Raw genomic sequence first — 19796 nt, forward strand, 5'->3', positions numbered from 1 at the left:
CCCCGATCCCATGACATTCGAGATCACCATGGTGCGCCTGAAATTGGGACAGCACCACAGCCATGTGGGGAGAACGGTATATCGAAGCGTCTGGCAGAAACACCTGTGCCGAAGGATAGGGCAAGGTTCGCTAGGCAATACAAATTCGACGGTGGTCGAGGGTCTTCATCACACTCACGCAGCAGCACGAAACAAGTGCGGCAAGGTCGGGACTTAATGTCCCACCATTGCCTTTCTGAAGAACCTGTCGGGAAGGAAGGCGGACAGTTGTCACGAAGCTGCCAGCCCCTCACTTTTCAATGCCGTCTGGACCGAATGCCGTGCCAGCAGGCGCAGCGCTGGCACATTCCCCTTGGCGGTCACCGCGCGCAAATCACCACCCGATGCGGTTATCTTCGTCTTGAGGTCTACGCGTTCGGCTTCGAATTGCCCTCGATCAGGCAGATGTGGCTCGCCAGGCTGCAGGCGCCAGGCGCGTAAAAGAGTTTCAAGACAATTGTCTCGTTCTTCCTTGGGCGTTTTCGATGGGTTTCGGCCTGGGCCAACATTCAGGTGCTGAATATCGACCGGATCGACTTCAAGAAAGCGGAAGCGCTCCGCTCGTGTTTCATCGCAGCCGGCGGGAGCTGGCCGACGTCGTCGGAGCTTGCGGACAGTATCGCCGCGACCTCTTCAGCTATTGCCGGGCGGTCGGCGATCAGGTGCGCAAAACTCTTCTGGTCGATCTCGTAGGCGGTCACCCGCGTGAGCGCCTGCAGGGTGTAGGTTTCTTGCATTCCCGCGAGAAGACCCGTCTCTCCAAAAAAGTCGCCCGAAGAAAGCCGCCGCTTTTCCTGCTGGTTGTGCTGCATCGATATCACTCCCGTGCGGACAATCATCATCGATGGCAGCGTCTGCCCCTGCGAGACTATGATATCCCCGATGCGGTATTCACGCTTTATGCCAGATTGAGCCAGCTTTTCTCTTTCGAGCCGCGTTAAGCCGGAAAAGATCGGGTTTTCATCGATCATCTCGTCCAAGGTCGCTTCACGCTGTCTGCTGGTATGCGCCGGCTGAATCCCGGAGGCGATGGCCGAAGACGGCATTGCGAGCTGCAGACCGGTGGACCTGCAATGCCGGTAAAAGCGATCGATCACCTCGTTTCGTGCCTTCATTCTCAGCATCGGATTGCTTACCCGGAAAAACAGGTGGATTTCCAACGCTGTGGCATCCACACTGCTTAGCGAAACCAGTGGCGGCGGCTCCCGCATGATCGAATTGCACCCCGCCAGAACCGTCAGCATCGCCTCTTCGACGATCGAAGGAGCGTGCGTCGGCACCACCCGCACCGTCATATTGAGCAGATGCGTTTCGTCGGGCCGGCTGACATTGGTCAGTTTCTGCTTCGCAAGAACACTGTTCGGTAGCACCACAATGTTGTTGGCACCCGTCAATATCTGCGTCGAACGCCAGGTGCTCGCGATGACCCGTCCTTCCGTACCGTCCTCAAGGAGAATCCAGTCACCTAGCGCGTAGGTGTGTCCGAGATTGAGAGCGACACCGGAAAATACGTCGCCGAGCGTGTTCTGAAGTGCGAGGCCGAGCGCAATGGCGATGACGCCCGACGTCGCGATCAGCGTTCCGACCGGGGCGCCGAAAACGAAAGCCAGTGCGGCGAGCGTGGCACACATGTAAACCGCACCGACGACGATATCTTGAAGCAAACGGGCCTCGCGCGGCCGGCCTTCCAGAACAAGATAGATCCGCACAAACCCGATAACGGCCCATGAAAGATGAAGCCACCACAGCAACTGGGCGAAGACGATAAAAGCGGCTCGTTCGTCGCCTAAGCGCAAACGTTCCGATTGACCGAGCGGAATATCTGCGAGAACGAGGACAGACGTCATGGCGGTGAAAAAGATGATCTGCACCACCAGCCGCAGATTGGAGCGTACCGGGCCGATTGCTTTCCACACGGCTATTCCGCTCAGGCCGAGAATGATCAGCCATGCCAGCGGTGCAGCGGCGATTTCAACCAGATATGCATCAAGCATGGCGATCCTCCCGATATCGGCTATCAGTAACCGATGCCGGCGATGTAGTTTGCCAGCATATGTTCCTGCAGTTGTTCCTGTTCGAAGAGCACTTTCAGGGCATCGCGAATATCAAGGACACCCAGCGGTTTCGCGTCTGCGCCGAGAACCGGCATGTTCTGGATGCGGTGTTCAACCATCACCTGCCATGCGACCTGCAATTCGTCGGACGGGCTGCAGAAAATGATGTTGCGACTCATCAGCGTCTCGATGCTGGCGTTCTGCTCGATATCCGTCAGATGGCGAATGAGGTCGGATTTGCTGAGTACGCCCATCGCTTTGCCACCTGTTTCGCTGACGACGGCCAGTCCGATCCCTGGATTGGAAAACGTCCGGGCAGCAGACTGCAGAGTGGCGGCCACATTGATCACCATCAGGCGAGCCGATGTCATGGGATAGAGTTTTTCGATGCGCATAGGCCCCTCCTGGCGGCGCTCGCTGGCACAGCCGGGTATTGTCGGTATCGTTATGGTTCGATCTCGGGATGGCGACGGCTATTGGGCCATGCCGAGATCGATGTCGAGCAAGAGCCGCCCTGAAGGTGGGGCCTTAACAGCAACCCCGGGCGCGGCTCGGGATTGGAAGCTCCTCCCCTGCGTTACTTTTCGTAGATCGTCAGGTTGGTTTCGTTCGTATCGACCACGAAAACCGCAAGCAGGCGAGCGCGCTCCGTCTTGCTTGCATTTTCGCTGACGGCATGATGATCGCCGGGGAACTCGGCAAAGTTCTCGCCGGCGTGGTAGACCGTAACGGGCCCGTCATTGACCTGGCTGGTGATCGCTCCCTCCAGTACCGTCGCATAGATGAATGCAGAGTTCGGGTGGGTATGCGCTGGCGAAGTTCCGCCTGGAGCGTATTCGACGAGCACGCCCTTCATGCTCTTGCCGGGCACGTTCGGCAGCGGCCGATCAAAGATCACCGTCACCTTTTCATCACGGGCGTCGTCATGGGCCATGACCGAAGGGCTGGTGGCGAATACGAGAGCCGCCGCGAAAAGAAAAGTCCTGATCATCTTCTGTCTCCTTATTGAGCTGAGGTCTGCCGCCCCCTCCGGGCCGGCGAGACTGAGAGGGGATTTGCGAGCGCGCTTACTTCTTCTGTGCGGCGGGGGACTGCAGCCAGTCCTCGAAGCGGATTGCACCAAGGCGAGCGCTGGCATCGGGAACCAATGTCCGGTCATCGATCTCGACCTCGAAGTAACGGGCGTGCGCGTCAGGGACGAGGGTGCGCTGGTCGTCGGTCGCCTTGAGGTAACGCGCGATGAACTCGTTCATCGGCGCCCGCTCCGGACCGGCGATCTCGATAACGCCGTTCTCAGGCTCGGCCAAAGCGGCCTCAGCCATGGCATCGGCGACGTTGTCTGCGGCAATTGGCTGGAAAGCGCCCGTCGGGGCGCGAACGCTCGTTCCGTCGGTCGCCGATTGGGCGATGGCGCCAACGAACTCGAAGAACTGCGTCGCATGGACGATCGTATAGGGAATTCCGGAACTGCGGATGTGCTCTTCCTGGCGAAGCTTGGCGCGGAAATACCCCATTGCCTGCATACGGTCGGTTCCGACAACCGATAGCGCGACATGATGGCGAACGCCTGAGGCCCTTTCTGCGGCGAACAGGTTGCGCCCGGCCGCTTCGAAGAATTCCATGGCGACTTTTTCCTCGAAGGACGGCGAGTTTGCCAGATCGATTACGACCTGCGCACCCGCCAAGGCTTCGGCAAGGCCTTCTCCGGTGACGGTATTTACGCCGGAGTTCGGAGAAGCGGCGAGTACTTCGTGCCCCTTCTTGCGCAGCCGTTCGACAGTCTTCGAACCAATGAGGCCTGTGCCTCCGATGACAACGATTTTCATGTTCAATCTCCTTGTTTCAAGTTTTGATAGTGTGGTTGGGGGGTCGTGTGCGGGCACTACTGCGCGGAGGCTGCTTCCTCGATCAGCGAGGCAATTTCCCTGGGATGGGAGACCGGCAGGGCGTGCGATCCACCCTCGATAACGACGGTTTTCAAGGCCCCTGCCCGCTTTGCCATGAAGGCCATGACTGCCGGTGGTATGTTGCGGTCCTCGGAACCATAGATCGCATAAGAAGGCAGCGTCTTCCACGAAGCGACCCTCGACGGTTCGGCTAATGCGGCCTGCGCGATGGGACGTTGAGTGGCCGCCATCAGTTGCGCTTCGTCGTCAGGCACATCGGCGGCGAATTGGTCATGGAAGCGGTCCGGCCGAATGTAAAGATCCTGACCGCCGCCTGTCAGTGAGGTTGTCCTCAAGGCGTCCGTCAGTGTGCTGCCGGGAAATTTTGCCGACAGGCTCACGCTGGATTCGCCAGTGTCCGGAGCAAAGGCCGCGACATAGACCAAGGCCTTTACATTGGGATTTCCGTTGGCCGCTTCGGTGATGACAGGCCCACCGTAGGAATGACCGACCAGCACGATCGGTCCCGGGATTGAGCGGAGCAGGCTTGCAACAGCAGCGGCATCGCTGGCGACACTGCGAAGTGGGTTGGCGGCGGCAATTGCGGTATAGCCGTCCGTCGAAAGCGCGCCGATCACGCCGTTCCAGCTCGACCCTTCGGCAAATGCGCCATGCACCAGGACGATCGTCGGCTTTGCTCGCGGTTCCGCGGCCTGTGTGAATGCGGTCCCCGCCGTGCCCACCGCTGCGGCAAGCGCGAGAATTTTGAGAATATTACGCATCTGATGTCTCCTGTTTGTGCCTTTCGACCGGTCAGGAGAATGCGCTACGGCAGGCCGCCAGCCTATCGAACACAGGCATCAGGTACCTAGTCCCAGAGTACAGGTATGATAGATCGGGTGGTTAGACGCCTTGCCTAAACTCACCGCACAGCAACACTGTTACGAAGAACGGTTGCGTACGGCTGTAATGATCGTCCAGCGAACCGGCAAGGAGTGGCAACACGGGGCGGAATGCTTGGCGACCAAACGTCACGAAGAATGAATTTGAGTTTCGGGTGAATGACAGCAGCGCCGCAAGTCAGGCCTGAGGCTTCTCGCGCAGGCTGGACGGCAGCGAATCCCAGGCACGGATCAGTTCGCCGACCGAAATAGTGTGCATTTTACGCATCACATTGCTGCGGTGGAGCTTGACAGTGATCTCGCTAATCCCGAGCTCGAAAGCGATCTGCTTGTTGAGCCGTCCGCGCGCTACTTCGCCAAGGACCTGGCGTTCGCGTGGGGTCAGGGTCGCAAACCGGATGGAATGCTGATGGATGTTTTCCGCCTGCGCCCTTTGCTCCACGTCGCGCTGGATACCGGCAATCACGGCGTCGAGCAGCGTCTGATCCCGCACAGGTTTCGTCAGAAAATCGACGGCCCCGGCCTTCATGGCCTGGACGGTCATCGGGATGTCGCCGTATCCGGTGAGAAAGACGATAGGTTTTGTGACGCCACGCGTCGAAAGTTGGTGCTGCAGGTCGAGCCCGCTCGCCCCAGGCATCCGCACGTCCAGCACTAGGCAGCCCGGCCGATTGGGAAGGCCGACACTTAGCAGTTCGCGTGGTGAAGGGAAACAGGCGACATCAAGTCCGACCGATTCCATCAGTTCCTGCAGGGAATTGCGTACATCTTCGTCATCATCGACGACCAGAACCAGCGGACTTTCCGCGACGGCAGCTTGTGTATCCATCTGATCAGCTCCCAGCACGGCAGTTCGTCGGCTCTACCAGGCTCGCTGACGGGTAAGAGACGTCGTTGCAGGCGCGGTCGAAAATATCCTGCATCACTCTAAATCCTCATTTGCGGTTGCGTCGGCATCTGAGCCGCGCACGGTTGTATTCTCAGCCGCCGCCCGATAACCCGCTCTTCAGCTTTTCAGGACAACGCTCAATCCTCTGCTGCACCACCTCGGGACCGCCCCTTCGTCCTTTCCGCGAACCAGTTGCGGACGTCGTCGGAAAACTCCGGCGGCGCCTTTGGACCGAATTCGCCGGCGATATCGGCCAGCGTCTGGCTGGCAAGCGAATCCCGCATCGCCTTTTCCGCGCGCAACATCGCCGCGTGGATAGCGCAAACGCCTTTCATCGCCCATAAAGGCGGCCGCTCCCGATAAACGGCGCAGCGGCCGCGAATCTCCTGACAATCGAACAGCGGCTTCCTGCCTTCGATCGCGTCGACGACCTCCAAGACTGTGATATCTCCAGGCTGCTTTGCGAGCAGATACCCCCCTTTGATACCCTCGGAGGCCGATACGATCCCTGCCTTTTCCAGTTTCGGAAATACCTTCGCCAGAAAACTCGGAGAAATCCCCTGAAAGTCCGCCAGGTCGCGGCTGCTCAGTGGCGCTCCGGGCGAGCCCGCCAGCCAAAGGAGACAATGTAACCCGTATTCCACACCTGCCGTCATATGCGCCATAACGCGGACTGTAATAGTCCGCGTTATGGTAAGCAAGCATTTATTTCTGGCGTCAGACGGCGCAGGAGCTGGCGCCGCTCGGAAATCGGCGGGCGCTGGAGGTCAAAAGTCTATCAATGCCGCGGATTGCTATTGGCTTTCGGCAACCGGCAAGTACATTAAGTTTGCTTTCAACGACAATATCTCCTTCGACTTCCTCGACAAAGCGCTCAACCAGTGGCAAGCGGAAGCCACCGAGCCCTGTCGCTCTCGTTGTGAAGAGCGACTCGAAGGCGCGCTGCGGTGTCTAAGGGCTCCGACCTAACCAGATCGATTATAAACCCGCGCCAAAGGGTTACCCGCACTCTCCGAGCCGCCAGCAGGCTCGAACTCTCGGTATGGCTGGGCGCTGTGCGCTCCGTATGCCACCGTGCTCGTTACCAATCAAAAGAGCCGGAAGACATGACCTCTATCAACATCCTCACTGGGCGCACGCGCACGATCCTGCCGTTGATACCAGGGTGCGACATGGCACACGATCCGTGCAGACGGACAGGCTTGGTTCGTCCGCTATGTCCTGTCAGCTTGTTCAGATGGAGTTTAGCAAGCCTCTTCATATCTGTCGGTAACTCGTATGCACCGATGGAGACGGTATCGAACCGACGAAGATCATTCGGTCTTTGTGATGCGTTCTCACCGCGTCAGACAACAACCATATTTCGGCGCCCGCTAAGCTCGTTACAAGCGGCGAATGAAAAAGTGCGGAATATCCCATGAATTGGTTCTCAGTATTGATGGTCCTGATGGGCGCTATCCCTGTCCTTGCCCAGATACCGTCGCCCGGCACTACAGAAGGAGACGCTTCAACCACGTCAGCATACCAGCAGAAAATCGGCGGCCCGGGGGAGCATTTTGAAGGTATCAACCTTCGCCGCCAGTTTGTAGCCCAGACAGACCGAAATGCCGAGGCTGCGCCACCCTCCCTGAGCAGGACCCATGACGAAACCTCAACCGGAGATATCACCCGGGCGGTGTCAGCCTGGGAAACACGGGCTCGCGTCGAGCTCCAAAGACTGGTTTCGTCGATGCCGCACATTCCCGAAGATATTCGGCTGGCCTACCTTCGCCTTCGCGCGGACGCCACGAGTGAAAGTCATGCAACAGCGACAATCGTCCTCTGTCTGCTTGTCGCGTCCGCGGTAGCAGCCGAATGGCTTGTTCGTCGCAAATTGTGGTGTCATGGCAAGGGGGCGGAGCATTACCTGCCGACAGCCGTCCTCGCCACATTCACGGCTGCATTTTTTTTCGCAATCGAATGGCCGCCGCTGGTTCGGCTGGTCGTCGCCTGCTTTCTCGCGGCCTTCATCACCTATCGTTTTATCGCAGCAGGCATCGCGCACGCCGCGCATCCCGAAATCCACGGACGGCTAAAGATTATCGTTGCCTGGGTTGTGATTGCCATGGCCTTCCTGGCAGCGAGTACGGTCCTTGAGGTGGACGATGGCACCCTTAACGCGGTGGCCCTTCTCGCCTCAATGCTGACCTTGATACTGGCAATCGAACTCGTCTGGCGCAAGCTTACCATGAGCATCGCCGTCAAGACCATGTTGAGCCTTTATCTTGCAGGTGTCTGGCTGCTTTGGTGTCTCGATTTCACGGCGCTGTTCTGGGCCGGCATCTACATTGTCGTGTTTCCCCCAACGCTGCGCGCTATTGGTCATACCTTGCGCGATTACATTGCCGCGCACTTTCTCATTCCCCAGTCGGACAGCCGGAACGTCCTTATTGTCCGCGGAGCCCGGGCGACAATCATCGGGCTCGCCGTTGCCTGGATAGCAACCGTCTGGGAGACGGACGGGCACATGGTCAGCCAGGGCGACCCGCGGGTGGGGGCCGTGTTTTACGGGTTTCTCAAGAGCATCGTCGTACTGCTTTTGGCCGATCTGGTCTGGCATCTTGCCAAGGCAGCGATCGACCGCAACGTTCCGTCTCCCGGCTCGAGTAGCACGGTTATTAACTTGGAAACCAATGGTGCCGTCCAGGAAAGCCCGGCTACTCGGCTTCACACCCTTCTTCCGATCTTGCGCAATGCGATGGCGGTCGCCCTTTTCGTCACTGCCGGTCTCGTCATATTGGGCCAACTCGGTGTCGATATAGGACCCTTAGTCGCCGGAGCCGGCATATTCGGCGTAGCGATAGGGTTCGGATCGCAAGCGTTGGTGCGCGACGTGATCAGCGGAATCTTCTACCTGTTCGACGACGCGTTCCGCGTCGGGGAGTACATTCAGGCGAAGAATTACAAGGGCACTGTCGAAGGGTTCAGCCTGCGCTCTGTCAAGTTACGACACCACCGCGGGCCGCTTTTCACAATTCCCTTCGGCGAACTGGGCGCAGTGGAAAACATGAGCCGCGATTGGTCCAAGGTGAAATTCGTCGTCACGGTACCGTACGATACGGATATCGAGAAGGCGCGCAAGATTGGCAAGGCAATAGGTCGGGAACTGCTCAGCGATCCGGAACTGGGGCCGCTCTTCATCGAGCCTTTGAAAATGAAAGGCGTCGAGGAATTCGGCGCCTACGGGATAGTTATCAGCTTCGCAATGATCACGTTGCCGACCAGCCAGCAAAGCTTCATCCGCCGCTCAGCCTATGCGATGTTACGCGAAGCCTTCCAGAGAAATGGCATCGAATTCGCTCAACCGTCGGTGCAGATCGGCTCCGCTAAGACCCAGGAGGCCCACGCCACGGCTTATCAAGCTCACGAGCTTACGAAGGCAGATGAACGGGAACGCGCGGCAGAACTTTAACTCGCCATCTTTGAATTAACCTGTGGACCTCGTGCCGTCGTAGTGGGCCATGAAAGAGACACGCGTTTCTACGCCTTGAACTGATACGAACCTTCAACCCGTCTTTATGTTGGACTAATTGTGTTTGCGAATTCAGCCAGCCTAGTGCGATCCGACCTCTCCAAACCGGGCGGAGCGATGACGCCTTTACGTATGCTTCTGCATACCCCGGAGAGAACGGATGTCTAGAAATGGGGCCATCTTGTATCACCGTGGTTAAACCCGACTTGTGGGATGGTGATGCATGCCACATTCACATATGGGCAGCGCAAGGCTTAAAGAAACCTGCGAGCAGGGGCTGCATGGCGGTTACGAGTGTACGCTTCGATGACGCTGCAGGCCCGGTCGTTTCAAACTGTCCAGCAAATGCTGCGCCATCGCGTGTCGTCAGGGACGTCGCCGCCGAATGCATCAACTCTTTGAAATCGTCCAGACCCACGTCGTCAGCGCGCATGACCGAACGGATCAGTGGATCTGCGAAAATCTCGGCGAGCGTCATCTCGTCTATCGTGTGTCTCACCTCAGTCTCCTTTCGATAATTCCCAAGCTCTGAAAGCGGGCGATTGCTTGACGGGCTCGCGCCAAGGTGTTACCGGTAAGTAACATTTGAATAGTTACCGATCGGTAACACGCATGTCAACACCGCTTCAGGGTAAAAATTAAACTCATGAAATCCGAGACATCTGATCGTGCTTCTGAGCAAAAAATCGCACCTCGTGACCGGATTGTTTCAACGGCCTGTCAACTGTTTCGTGAACATGGGATACGCGGCATCGGCGTTGATGCCATTGCCGAAGCCGCCTCGACCAACAAGATGACGTTATACCGACATTTTGGTTCCAAGGACGATCTTGTGTGTGAAGCGCTCAAGCATAGTTCTCGAACGCTCAATAAAGCCTGGGAGGATCTCGAAAAAGAGAACCCGGGCGACCCGAGGGCTCAGCTCACGGCATGGGTTAAAGCGCGCGCGCAATGTCTTTCCAGCGAGCCCTATGGATGCGATTTGGCCAATGCTGCGGTAGAGTTGAAGGAGCAAGGACACCCTGCACATGCGATAATAGAAACGTTGAAGATGGAACAGCATTCCCGGCTTGCCGACCTTTGTCGTTCGACAGGTGTAAGCGATCCTGAACTTTTGGCTGATACGCTATCCATGCTGTTGGAGGGAGCACGCGTCAGCAAACTTGCCGCCGGCAAAGAAGGTCCGTCGATGCGATTTACGCGTGCGTGTGAAGCGGCGATGGTCTCGTTTGGTCTAGCTGCACAGGCTTCTGCCTGATCCTGATGGTGCAAGAAGGACGTGCTACCGAAAGAGCGAAGGTAGCATGTTGATCGGCCAACTTAGAATAACCTTCGCAATATGCGTTCTCTTCGGGATTGAGAGACGGCTGACCAGTTTATCAGCTGCATCGAAGCCGCCGGCCGATGAATGGGTTAGCCATTGTGCGCCGCTACAGCGAGCGGGGCGCCCGGAATAGCCGTTGTCGGCGTGAGGCAATCCGCCCCCGTCAACTTTCAATAGAAAGCCTAATACACCCCGACAATCGTTGACCGGGCGAGATCGTTTCGACGCCCCGCCCTTTTCGCTCAATTTCCGGTAAGCCAAGCGCTCCGGCGACCATGGAAACGGGTTCAAGACAAAGATAGCGGTCCATACGATGGGCAGCGAGATTGCTAAAAAAAGGATCAGCTTCGAGCAAAAGTGAAAAACTGCCAAAACTGATGCGCGCATATGACCAATCGGTGAAGTGCAAGGTGTATCCCGTCGTAGCAGGAATGGCAGGTTTCGAGCGGGGCACCGCTTGCTGGCCGGTTGGCACGTTCTGCACATCGAGGGGATATTGCAGTTTGGCATCGGTGCTAGCGTCGCAGCCCAATTCTGCCGCAAAATAGGGATGCCAGCCAAGCGAAACCGGCGCAGGCCGGTCTTCCAGATTGGTTATCGACAATTTCACCGTCAAACTGTCGCTTTCAAGCAGGAACGACTGTTCAGCGCGGAAGGAAAATGGCCATTCAGCATCCGCCTTATAGTCAAGCACCAGCACGCACCGATCGGCCGCCAGGCTGGAAATATCCCACGATCGTCGGTGAGCAGGTCCATGCATGGCATCAGGCGAAAGGGCCGGATGTGGAAGAAGGTCGTGGCGGATATCCGCGTGAACGAATGAGCTGCCATATAACCTGTTGTGGTAAGGAATGAGCGGATAGGCACCTGCCCTCGGCCAGTTGAACGGGTCAAAAGACTCCCCCGCTGTCGGCACCAGAATATCGCCGTGATCCTCGTGGTGCAGATGCGTCATCCTTCCACCCCAGGAAGGGTGGAGGCGAGCCGAAAGCTGCCTGAAGGCAATAGTAACCGTTTCAGGCAAAAGCATATGAGCCATCAGGCCGTTTCGGCACGCGTCGCTGCCAGTGAACATAGCCATCTTCCTGCATGGCCTTTTCATCCATCTCGACTCCCCAACCCGGCCGGTCCGGCCTCAGTTCCAGGTATCCATCCTTTGGCAGATAAGGGTCGACAACATAGCGCGTTTCATCCTCGCGTTTTTCGAGGTCGGTGCCACCATAAACATAGCACTGCCCCTTCGGCAGCCTGTATTCAAGAATACGGAAATTCTGCTGGGCGGCGGAGAAATGCACGTTGACGGCGGTGGCGAGCGGTCCCATCGGGTTGTGCGGCGCGATGCTGACGAAATGCGCCTCTGCAAGCGTGGCGATGCGGCGCATTTCCGAAATACCACCGACAACGCAGATGTCGGGTTGAATGATATCCGCGCCCCGGACTTGCAGAAGACGCAGGAAGTCATTGCGGTTGTAAAGACTTTCACCCGTTGCCAGCGTGCAGTTCAGCCCCTGCTTCAGGTCTCCCCACATCTCGATATTTTCCGGACGCAACGGCTCTTCGAAAAATAGGGGATCGTAAGGGGCAAGCGCATTGCCCAGTTGACGGGCAGCGGCAGGCTCGAAAATCTTGGCATGCGCGTCGAAGGCAATATCGTAGTCGGGCCGCACCGTTTCGCGAAGCGAGCGGAAATATTCGGCCGAACTTCGCACCACCTCACCCCAGCGATGGGCGTGAATATCGACACGCCATGGGCTTAGCTTGAAGGCTGTGAACCCCCAATCTTCGTTGAGACGATCGAATTCTTCCCTTGCCGCCGGCGCATCCGGTGCCGTGTAGACGCCGGCGTAAACCTTGATACGATCACGCACTTCGCCACCCAAAAGCTTGTAGACAGGCACCCCCGCCGCCTTGGCGGCAAGGTCCCAGAGGCAATGGTCAAGCGCTGAGATTGCCGAAAGACCGAGTGCTCCGGGCGGAAAGCGGTTTTGTTGGAGGAGGAGATTGTAGAGATACTCGACCCGAGTCGGATCCTGCCCGGCAAGGAAGCCGTAGAGGTAATCCAGAACCGGGGGCAATGCGAGATCGGGGCCGTGATTGTAGCATTCGCCCCAGCCGGTCAAACCGTCATCGGTATCGAGAGCGACGATGACGCGGGGGCGGTCCTTGTCGCGGGTAACGAATACCCGCATGCGATCGATTTTCATGCTTTGGTCTTCCTCTTGAATTGCGAGAAGCAACAGCCGCACCGTTATCTGGCAGCGGCTCCGTTCTTGATCTCGGACGGCTCGACGTAGCGGAACCTTCTCGTGCGGTCGCGGTCGCGCGGATCAGGGCGCGGAATGGCCGACAGAAGTGCCTGCGTATAAGGGTGATCCGGCGCGTTGCAGACTTTTTCGGCGTCTCCCACCTCGACAAGCTTGCCGCGATACATCACCCCGACGCGGTCGCACATGTATCTGATGACGCCAATGTCATGGCTGATGAAGATGTAAGCCAGGCCAAGCTCGTCCTGCAGCCGCATGAGCAGGTCCAGCACCTGGAAACGCACCGAAACATCGAGCGCCGATGTCGCCTCATCCGCAACGATGATGCGCGGCCGGAGCGTGATGGCGCGGGCGATACCGATGCGCTGGCGCTGGCCGCCGGAAAAGGCGTGTGGGTAACGCTCACGTCCGGCCGGGTCCAGCCCCACCTGCTCCATCAGGGCGCAGACGCGCTCATCCAGTTCCTTGCCTTTCGCAATGCCGTTGACCAGCAGCGGCTCGCCGATGACCTGTCCCACCGTCATGCGCGGATTGAGCGAACCGAACGGATCCTGAAAAACCATGCGCAACTCACGCCGCGCCGCTTTCAGCTCCGCACCTTCGATTTTGGCAAGATCGACCACCGTGCCATCCGCCCGGCGATAGCGCATCTCGCCCCCGGTCGGATCGTAGAGGCGCATGATCGAGCGGCCCATGGTGGTCTTGCCGGAGCCGCTTTCGCCGACGATGCCGAGCGTTTCGCCCGGAAGCAGCTTGATCGACACGCCATCCAGTGCCTTCATCTCACCGAAGTGCATCGAGAGGTCGTTCACTTCTAGGATAGGTGCCGCGGCAAGATTGAGCGGCGGGCGGGCAAGCCGGATTTCCGCCTTCTGCTCCAGCTTCAGAACCGAGCCGATCAGCATGCGCGTATAGGGGTCTTGCGGATTGTGGAATATTTCATCGACAGTGCCATATTCCTTGGCGACGCCGTGATGCATGACCAGCACGTCATCGGCAATCTGCGCCACCACGCCCATGTCGTGGGTGATAAACAGCACCGCCATGCCATGCGCCTTTTGCAGCCGCGATATCAGGTCGAGGATTTCGGCCTGCGTCGTGACATCCAGCGCGGTTGTCGGTTCGTCGGCGATCAACAGTTGCGGTTTGCAGGCCAGCGCCATGGCGATCATGGCGCGCTGGCGCATGCCGCCGGAATATTGGAAGGCATAACGATCCAGCGCCTTTTCGGGGTTGGGAATTTCCACCTGTCGCAGCAGCTCGATGGCTTCCGCCCGTGCCTGCGCCTTGCTCATCTTCAAGTGCAGCCGCAGAACTTCGGTGATCTGATCACCGACGGTATGCACCGGCGACAGCGACGACATCGGCTCCTGAAAAATCATCGCGATATCTGCGCCGCGCACCGAGCGGATGGCCCGGCTGCGCGGATCGAGCTTTGCGAGATCCAGCGACGTGCCGTCGGCACGGTTGAGGATGATCGACCCGGAAGCGATGTAACCGGGGCTGTCGATGATCTGCAGGATCGAGCGGGCGGTGACGGATTTGCCGGAACCGCTTTCGCCCACAACGCAGAGCGTCTTGCCGGGATCAATGGAAAAAGAGAGATCGTTTACCGCGCGGAAAATGCCGTTTCGCACGGGAAATTCGGTGACCAGATTGCGGACGTCAAGCAGCGGTCGGTCTGGCTTCATGGAGAGAATATCGCTCATCCGGGGCCTCACTTGTTATAGGGGTCGGCTGCGTCACGCAGACCGTCACCGAGCAGATTGAGCGCCATGACGGCAACAACCACAGCCACGCCGGGCAGGAACAGCCACGGCGCGGTTGCGATCGAGCGAATATTCTGCGCCTCGCGAAGCAGCACGCCCCAGGAAATGGTCGGCGGCTGGAGGCCAAGACCGAGGAAGGACAGCGAGGTTTCCGCAAGGATCATCGCCGGAACCGCAAGCGTGACCGAGGCGATGATGTGGCTCGAAAAACTCGGCAGCATATGGCGGAAAATGATGCGCCCTTCCGGCACGCCATCCAGCCGGGCTGCCGCCACGAATTCTTCCGTCCTCAGTGACAGGAACCTGCCGCGCACGACGCGGGCAAGCTGCGCCCAGCCGGTCAAGGACAGGATGATGGTGATCATCATATATTGCAGCGTTGCCGGCCAACCCTGCGGCAGGGCAGCGGCAAGCGCCAGCCAGATGGGAATGGTCGGCAGCGACAAAACGAAGTCGATGACGCGCTGCATGACAAAATCGATGCGGCCGCCGTAATAACCGGAGATACCGCCCAGAACGACACCGAGAAGCAGCGAGAAAAACACGCCGACGAGACCGATGGACAGCGAAATCTGCGAGCCCTGTATTACCCGGCTGAAAACATCACGGCCAAGGCGATCCGCGCCGAAAAGGAAGAGCGGTCGGGTCTTGTCGGTCGAGGCCAGCAGGTGGATATCCGTGGTGAACAGGCCGAGCACCGAATATTCGTAGCCGCGACCGAATAGCTGGATCGGGATTTTCTTGGCCGTATCTTCGACGAACACCGCCGCCAGCGTTTCAGGATCACGCGTCAGCTTCAGCGGATAATAATGCAGACCAAGCGAGAGGCCGTCCGTCGTATCGATGAAATGCACACGTTGCGGCGGATGAAAGGTGGCGCGCGCATTCTGCAGAACCGGATCGTTGATGGCGAAGAAACCTGGCAAAAGCGCGACGATATACATGGCGATGGTGACGAACAGGGCGGCCATGGCCAGCCTGTGGCGCTTGAACGCCCACCAGATCAGTTGCCATTGCGAGGCGACGGCAGCGCGGTCCGGCCGGGTATTGGTGGTGATGGCGATATCGCTCATGGCGCCCTCCTATTCGAGACGGATGCGCGGATCGACCAGCGCAAGCAGGATGTCGCTGATGAGCGATCCGATCAGCGTCAACCCGCAGATCAAAAGCACGAAAGCGCCGGCGAGATACATGTCCTGCGCCATCAGCGACTGCAAAAGCAGCGGCGCGGCCGTCGGAAGATTGAGCACGATAGCAACCACAACCGAGCCTGAAATGAGATTGGGCAACAGCCATGCAATCGTGGAAATGAATGGGTTGAGCGCAATTCTCAAAGGATATTTCGTCAGCAGCCGGAACTCGGACAATCCCTTTGCGCGCGCGGTGGTCACGTAGGGTTTGGGTAATTCGTCCAGCATGTTTGCGCGCATGACGCGGATGAGGCTTGCCGTGGAGGACACCGCGAGGATCGCAACTGGTAGCCAGATGTGCGCCATCAGATCCATCATCTTGGCGATGCTCCACGAGGCAGTCTCATACTCCGCCGAAAACAGCCCTCCGACATCGGCCCCGAATTCCACCGCCGCGACATACATCAGCACCAGCGCCAGGAGGAATGACGGTATGGACAGGCCGAAAAAGGAGAAGGCGGTAAAAAGATAATCGCCGATCGAATATTTGCGCACGGCGGAGAAGACGCCGATCGGAAGTGCGATGGCCCAGGTTGCGAGAAGGCTTGCTATGGCCAGAACCAGCGTCAGCGCCATGCGCTCCCAGATGAGGCCGGAAACGGGCTGCTGCCATTCGAACGAGATGCCAAAATCGCCGCGACTGATGATGCCCCATATCCATTTCAGATATTGCACGATCATCGGGTCATCGAGGCCGAAGCGCTCTCGCAGTTGCGCCGCCGTATTGTGGTCTATGACCTCGTTGGACGCAGCAAGCGTGGCGATGTAAGTCGTCACGTAGTCACCGGGTGGCAGCTGGATCAGTACAAAGGCAAGAAAACTGACGGCGAACAGGGACGGTATCATCCACAGCAGGCGTTTTACGATAAATAGCAGCATGACGTTCTCGCAATCACGTTTTACCACACGCGCCGCCTTCCACTACGAGACGGCTTGCGGGTGGTCGAAGCAACCTGAGAGGCGCCGCCGCGTTGATGAAGCGACGCCCATGTGGCGGTGTCAGCTTGTGAAGGTGAACTGTTGCGGCAACGCCGGGCCGGGGTTGGGCCACGACCAGCTGTCGGGTTCTTTCTCCGGCACGTTGCGAAGGTTGTTGCGGATGATACCGAAACCACCAACGGCAAGGCAAAGACCGATCGTCTCGAACTCTTCCGCCGCAATATCGAAGATTTCCTTCATCTTCTCGCCGCGCTTGGCAAGGTCGGCAGTCGAACGCGCTTCATCGAACAGTTTGAAGCGCTTCTTCTGGCTTTCCGGCGGCTCTTCCCCCTTCTGCCCGTTGGATGTGTACCAAAGCGCCCACGGAATCGCGTAGCGCGACCCCTGTGGGTGGAACGCGAAGAAGTCACGCGGGTCGAGCATCGGATCGAGACCGCCCGGACCCGGCCAGACCGCCGCATCATGGGCGTTATCATCGCCGCGTGTGTAGTACAGCGCGCGCTCGATGGTGTTGACCTTGATATCGACGCCGATTTGCGCCCACTGCGCCTTCACCAGTTCCAGCGCATCGACCAGATCGGGATAGAGTGTCGGGATCACATCGATCGAGAAGAAAATCGGCTGGCCGTCAGGCCGGAGCCGCATGCCGTTGCCGTTCTTCTTGTCGTAGCCGGCCTTGTCGAGAAGATCGTTCGCTTTGTCCGCGTCATATTCGGTGTATTGACGTGCCAGCTTTTCATTATACCAGGGATGGGTCGGGCGTGGCCCGGCTTGGTATCCCTCGCTCTGACCGAAATAGACGATATCTATGATTTCCTGCCGGTTAAGAGCGATGGACAGCGCCTGACGGAACGACTTGTCCGCAAACATCTTGCGCATTCCCGGATCTTTATGGGTAATGTTGAGGTAAATCTGGCATTGTTGTGCAGCTGATGGCACCAGCGTCAGCAGGCGGTAGTCGCCTTTCTTCATGTTCTGCGACAGGGTCGGCTTGTTGGCCAGCACGCTGATATGGCGCTCCTGAATGTCGATCTTGCCTGAGATGACGTTCAGCATCAGCGATTCGACATCCTGCGAAATGCCGAAATTGACTTCATCGATGTAGGGCAACTGATTGCCTTCGGTATCGACCTGCCAGAAGTAAGGGTTGCGGGTCATGACAACGCGTGTGGCGCCCCCGGAATAGGGCTCCTTCACCACCCACGGATCAAGTGTCGGCTTGTCGACATTCGACCAGCGCGACGGAATTTCGATGTCACCGCACTTGGCGCGGAACAGTTCCGTCCAGCTGGACACGCCAGCCGCCTTGACGTCGGCATCGAGCGCCGTGTTGTATTTTGGCAGGAACTTGCTGCAATAATGCTTGGCGAACAGCGTCGGATGCTGGCCGAGCGGCGTGGCGAGGTTTTCCAGATAGAGCGCGTTTGGCGCTGCGAATTTGAACCTGACCGTGAAATCATCGACTTTCTCGACATCGACCGCCTTACCGGCGACGGAGAGTTGCGCCGGGGTAGCGCTGTAAAGCTCCTTGTTCTTGATGCAGTCCTCGATGGCGAACACCACGTCATCTGCGGTAAAGGGATGTCCATCAGACCATTTCGCCCCCTGCAACAGATGGAAGGTGAACTGCGAGGCGTCGTCATTGACCTCCCATTTCTCGGCAAGGTTGGGCAGAACTTCGGTGAAGTCCATGTTCCAGCGCACCAGCCCCTGGTTGCCGACCATGCGCAGGATGCCGTTATGGTCCGACGAACCGCGCAGGCCGCGGCGCAATGTGCCGCCATAGGTGCCGATCTTTTCATGCGGCGTCACCACCATCGGATTTTTTGGCAGACGTTCCGCCAACGGCGGCAGTTTCCCGTCTTTTACCAAAGCTGCCAGTTCCGGCGCTTCCTTGCCGGCAGCAGCCAGGGCCGAGCTCCCGATGACGGACACGGCGGCGACGCCGCCAAGCCCAGCCATAAAGGTTCGGCGCGTCACGCCCAGTGAAAATTTATCGCCATCGCGCATCGATTATCCTCCCAAAAAATCACCGGCAGCGAGACAGCTTTCACCGAACCGCAACAGCCTCCCGGCCAGCCAGCACACCGATCCTCCACCGGCAGGGCAGACCATATGGGCGTTTTCAGATGATTACAAGTATTGACAGATTTTTACATATTTTTTATTCGTAGTCCGGTTTTCAGGATCAGGTTTGAGGAAAGAACCGGCACGACAGTAACCACGTTCACGAAAACCCCGGTATTTCTGTTGCGATTGAAATGCAGGAAACCCATTAACTTCAGCGATTTGCAACGGAAGGGCTGCTGATGGACAATCAAACCGCATCCGCCGCCGCTCGAGGCGAGACTCGCTTGAGCGACATCATCTACGAAAAGATCATCGGAATGATTTCTGGTGGGCGGTTTCCCGTGAACGAGCGGTTGCCGTCGGAGCAAAATCTGGCTTCCCTGTTCGGGGCTTCCCGGCCGGTGGTGCGCGAAGCGCTGGAGCGGCTGCGCAACGACGGGCTTATCGTTTCGCAGAAAGGTTCCGGCTCCTATGTGCGCCAGCAGCCGGATTCGTCCGTGTTGCAGCAGGTTCCTGTCGGCTCGCTTGCCGATGTGCAGCGTTTCTTCGAGTTCCGGTCCGGCCTTGAGTCTGCAGCCGCCGAACTTGCAGCACGCAGTTGGCAGGCTGCCGACAAAGCCCGCATCGAACAGGCCATTACCGCACTGGAACAGTGTCTTGCGCGCAACGATCTTGGTGCGGAGGAGGACTTTGCCCTGCACGAAGCCATTGCGAAAGCGAGCCATAACCAGTTCCACATCACCGTGCGGATCTGGTTCAAACCGCATTTCGCGATCGGCCAGTCGGTGACACGCAGCCTCAGCCTCAAGCGCACGCCGCAACATGTGCGCGAGGTACAGAACGAACATACGGCAATCGTGGAAGCGATTTTTGCGCGCCAGGAACAGGCCGCGCATGACGCAATGAAAGATCACATCCTGAAGGCCCGTGCCCGCATGTTTCAGGGCGTCGGCAGCTAG

General features: G+C 58.2%; 17 protein-coding genes. 3 read left to right on the top strand and 14 right to left on the bottom strand.

All coding sequences use genetic code 11. The features are described from left to right. Positions 1-548: 548 nt before the first annotated feature. The 7 genes from CRO62_RS01585 to CRO62_RS01615 all read right to left on the bottom strand — a co-directional run bounded on the left by CRO62_RS01585 (position 549) and on the right by CRO62_RS01615 (position 6435). Positions 549-2033: a mechanosensitive ion channel family protein gene (locus CRO62_RS01585; RefSeq protein WP_097098918.1), complete on the bottom strand. Its 1485-nt coding sequence runs from the start codon at positions 2031-2033 to the stop codon at positions 549-551. A gap of 23 nt (positions 2034-2056) precedes the next feature. Then, a complete protein-coding gene (locus tag CRO62_RS01590; protein ID WP_097098919.1) occupies positions 2057-2488 on the bottom strand; it encodes a CBS domain-containing protein in 432 nt (143 codons plus the stop codon). A 182-nt stretch (positions 2489-2670) separates the two neighbouring features. After that, on the bottom strand, positions 2671-3084 hold the full coding sequence (locus CRO62_RS01595; RefSeq protein ID WP_097098920.1) for a cupin domain-containing protein: 414 nt from the start codon (positions 3082-3084) through the stop codon (positions 2671-2673). A gap of 76 nt (positions 3085-3160) precedes the next feature. Beyond that, on the bottom strand, positions 3161-3919 hold the full coding sequence (locus CRO62_RS01600) for an SDR family oxidoreductase (RefSeq protein ID WP_097098921.1): 759 nt from the start codon (positions 3917-3919) through the stop codon (positions 3161-3163). 56 nt (positions 3920-3975) lie between these two features. After that, positions 3976-4761, bottom strand: a complete 786-nt coding sequence (locus CRO62_RS01605) for an alpha/beta fold hydrolase (protein WP_097098922.1) — start codon at positions 4759-4761, stop codon at positions 3976-3978. A gap of 298 nt (positions 4762-5059) precedes the next feature. Further along, on the bottom strand, positions 5060-5710 hold the full coding sequence (locus CRO62_RS01610) for a response regulator transcription factor (RefSeq protein WP_097098923.1): 651 nt from the start codon (positions 5708-5710) through the stop codon (positions 5060-5062). Positions 5711-5907: 197 nt separating this feature from the next. Further along, positions 5908-6435 carry an RrF2 family transcriptional regulator gene (locus CRO62_RS01615; RefSeq protein ID WP_097098924.1) on the bottom strand — a complete coding sequence of 176 codons (528 nt, stop codon included), beginning with the start codon at positions 6433-6435 and terminating at the stop codon, positions 5908-5910. 752 nt (positions 6436-7187) lie between these two features. On the opposite strand from CRO62_RS01615, the gene CRO62_RS01625 reads away from it, so the two are divergent. Next, positions 7188-9221, top strand: coding sequence for a mechanosensitive ion channel family protein (locus CRO62_RS01625; protein ID WP_097098926.1), 2034 nt, complete (start codon positions 7188-7190; stop codon positions 9219-9221). 292 nt (positions 9222-9513) lie between these two features. Here CRO62_RS01625 and CRO62_RS01630 read toward each other — a convergent pair whose 3' ends face one another. Beyond that, positions 9514-9780 carry a hypothetical protein gene (locus tag CRO62_RS01630; RefSeq protein ID WP_097098927.1) on the bottom strand — a complete coding sequence of 89 codons (267 nt, stop codon included), beginning with the start codon at positions 9778-9780 and terminating at the stop codon, positions 9514-9516. A gap of 147 nt (positions 9781-9927) precedes the next feature. On the opposite strand from CRO62_RS01630, the gene CRO62_RS01635 reads away from it, so the two are divergent. Then, positions 9928-10539, top strand: a complete 612-nt coding sequence (locus CRO62_RS01635) for a TetR/AcrR family transcriptional regulator (protein WP_097098928.1) — start codon at positions 9928-9930, stop codon at positions 10537-10539. 229 nt (positions 10540-10768) lie between these two features. Here the strand turns inward: CRO62_RS01635 and CRO62_RS01640 are convergent, their stop codons facing one another. The 6 genes from CRO62_RS01640 to CRO62_RS01665 form a co-directional block, all read right to left on the bottom strand. Then, positions 10769-11635 carry an aldose 1-epimerase gene (locus tag CRO62_RS01640; protein WP_097098929.1) on the bottom strand — a complete coding sequence of 289 codons (867 nt, stop codon included), beginning with the start codon at positions 11633-11635 and terminating at the stop codon, positions 10769-10771. Then, a complete protein-coding gene (locus tag CRO62_RS01645; protein ID WP_013637437.1) occupies positions 11622-12809 on the bottom strand; it encodes a galactarate dehydratase in 1188 nt (395 codons plus the stop codon). Before CRO62_RS01645 ends, CRO62_RS01640 begins: the two co-directional genes overlap by 14 nt. A 44-nt stretch (positions 12810-12853) precedes the next feature. Further along, the gene (locus CRO62_RS01650) at positions 12854-14578 is read right to left on the bottom strand and encodes an ABC transporter ATP-binding protein (RefSeq protein WP_179784431.1); all 1725 of its coding nucleotides are present in this window, start codon (positions 14576-14578) and stop codon (positions 12854-12856) included. A gap of 8 nt (positions 14579-14586) precedes the next feature. Further along, entirely contained in the window at positions 14587-15711 is a 1125-nt protein-coding gene (locus tag CRO62_RS01655) for an ABC transporter permease (RefSeq protein WP_025591532.1), read from the bottom strand. Positions 15712-15720: 9 nt separating this feature from the next. Further along, positions 15721-16707: an ABC transporter permease gene (locus CRO62_RS01660; RefSeq protein WP_003517191.1), complete on the bottom strand. Its 987-nt coding sequence runs from the start codon at positions 16705-16707 to the stop codon at positions 15721-15723. Positions 16708-16827: 120 nt separating this feature from the next. After that, complete coding sequence (locus CRO62_RS01665; RefSeq protein WP_038496694.1) at positions 16828-18777, bottom strand: ABC transporter substrate-binding protein; 1950 nt, start codon at positions 18775-18777, stop codon at positions 16828-16830. A gap of 299 nt (positions 18778-19076) precedes the next feature. Between CRO62_RS01665 and CRO62_RS01670 the strand changes: the two genes are divergently transcribed. Then, the gene (locus CRO62_RS01670) at positions 19077-19796 is read left to right on the top strand and encodes a FadR/GntR family transcriptional regulator (protein WP_097098930.1); all 720 of its coding nucleotides are present in this window, start codon (positions 19077-19079) and stop codon (positions 19794-19796) included.

Source organism: Rhizobium sp. AN6A (genome assembly GCF_900215635.1).
In the GTDB taxonomy this organism is placed as follows: domain Bacteria; phylum Pseudomonadota; class Alphaproteobacteria; order Rhizobiales; family Rhizobiaceae; genus Agrobacterium; species Agrobacterium tumefaciens.